A 2076-nucleotide genomic window follows, 5' to 3' on the forward strand; every position below is an offset into this window, starting at 1 on the left:
CGGTGCCAGCCAGCGTTCGGCTTCGACAGTGCTCATGCCAGTGCGCTGCGCCCAATCCTCCAGCTGATCGCGGCCGATCTTGCTGATCGCAAAATATTTCGCTTGCGGGTGCGCCAGGTAGAAGCCTGATACAGCGGCGGCCGGGGTCATGGCGAAGGATTCGGTAATTCCCATGCCTGCATTCCCCGGAGCATCGAGCACATCGAAGAGTGGTCCCTTGGCCGTGTGGTCCGGGCAGGCCGGGTACCCCGGCGCCGGACGGATGCCCTTGTATTGCTCGCGAATCAGCGCGTCGTTGTCGAGCGACTCATTCGCGGCATAGCCCCAGTAGTGGCGTCGAACCTGCGCATGCAGCCACTCGGCGCAGGCTTCGGCCAGACGGTCGGCAAGCGATTTGAGCATGATCGCGTGGTAGTCGTCATGCGCCGCTTCGAATTCGGCCAGCTTCTTCTCGATGCCAAGGCCAGCGGTGACGGCAAAGGCACCGATCCAGTCGGCCGTGCCTTTTGTTGCAATGAAATCGCTGAGGCATTGATGCGGCTTGCCGGCTGGCCGCTCGTGCTGCTGGCGCAGGCTATGCCAGGTCATCAGCTTTTCCTTGCGCGATTCGTCGCGGTAGATTTCGATGTCGTCGCCAACTGCATTGGCGGGATAAATGCCGAAAACCGCGTTGGCGGTGATCCACGGGTTGGCGTGCTGATCGGCAATGATCTTTTCGAGCATCGCCTTCCCGTCGGCGAATACGGAACGTGCCGTCTCGCCAACGACGGCGTCGTCGAGAATCTTGGGATAGGCACCGGCCAGATCCCAGGTCTGGAAAAACGGGCCCCAATCGATGTATTCAGCCAGTGTTGCCAGATCGACATTGCGCAGTACATGCAAGCCAGGTTTGTTGGGCGCAACGGGTCGATAGGCGGGATCGCCATTCCAGGTGAAATGGTTGCGGCGCGCGGCTTCCAGCGAAACAAGCTGAACTCCCTTCTTGCCGGCGTGCTGGGTGCGTACCTTCTCGTAGTCGGCAGCGACTTCGGCCTTGAAACCGGTGGCATTGTCGATCGAAAGCAGTTTGGTGACGACACCGACCGCGCGCGACGCATCCGGCACGTAAACCACCGGCCCGTTGTAATGTGGCGCGATCTTGATAGCCGTGTGTGCGCGGCTCGTTGTTGCACCACCGATCAGCAGCGGGATGGCCTCGCCATGGTCTCCGTCACAAAATCCAAGGCGCTGCATTTCAGCGGCGACATGGCTCATTTCCTCAAGCGAGGGCGTGATCAGGCCGGACAGGCCGATGGCCTGCGCACCGTGTTCCTTTGCCGCGTGCAGTATCTTGTCGCAGGAAACCATGACGCCGAGATCGACGATGTCGTAGCCGTTGCAGCCGAGCACGACACCGACGATGTTCTTGCCGATGTCATGGACGTCGCCCTTCACCGTGGCAATGACGATCTTTCCCTTGCTCGCCGCGCCGGTGCGCAGTTTTTCGGCTTCGACATAGGGAATCAGGTGCGCTACCGCCTGTTTCATGACACGTGCCGACTTGACGACTTGAGGCAGGAACATCTTGCCCGCGCCGAACAAGTCGCCGACAACGTTCATCCCGTTCATCAGCGGACCTTCAATGACCGACAGCGGGGGCTGGCCGGCGGCTTCGAGCGCGGCGCGGCACTCTTCGGTGTCGGCAACGACAAAATCGGTGATGCCCTTGACCAGCGCATGCGTGAGACGCGCCTCAACCGACAGTTCGCGCCAGGAAAGATCCGGGCCACTGTCTTTGGCCTTGCCTTCCTTCACGCTTTGCGCGAATTCGACCAGCGCCTCGCCAGCCTCCGGGCTGCGGTTGAGCACTACATCTTCGACCTTGTTGCGTAGCGCCGGTTCCAGGTCGTCATAAACGCCAAGCATGCCGGCATTGACGATGCCCATCGACAACCCGGCCTTCACCGCGTGATAGAGAAAAACGGTGTGGATCGCCTCGCGAACCGGATCGTTGCCGCGAAAACTGAAGGAAACATTGGAGACGCCGCCGGAGATCTGGGCGAAGGGCAAATTGGCGCGGATCCAGCGGCAGGCCTC

At 61.0% G+C, this 2076-nt stretch carries 1 protein-coding gene; it reads right to left on the bottom strand.

Features of this window, described 5'->3' with window-relative positions; translation table 11 throughout:
* A partial coding sequence (locus PROAA_RS09455) for a vitamin B12 dependent-methionine synthase activation domain-containing protein (RefSeq protein WP_186411111.1) occupies positions 1–2076 on the bottom strand: 2076 nt, incomplete at both ends.

Source organism: Candidatus Propionivibrio aalborgensis (assembly GCF_900089945.1).
GTDB lineage: Bacteria > Pseudomonadota > Gammaproteobacteria > Burkholderiales > Rhodocyclaceae > Propionivibrio > Propionivibrio aalborgensis.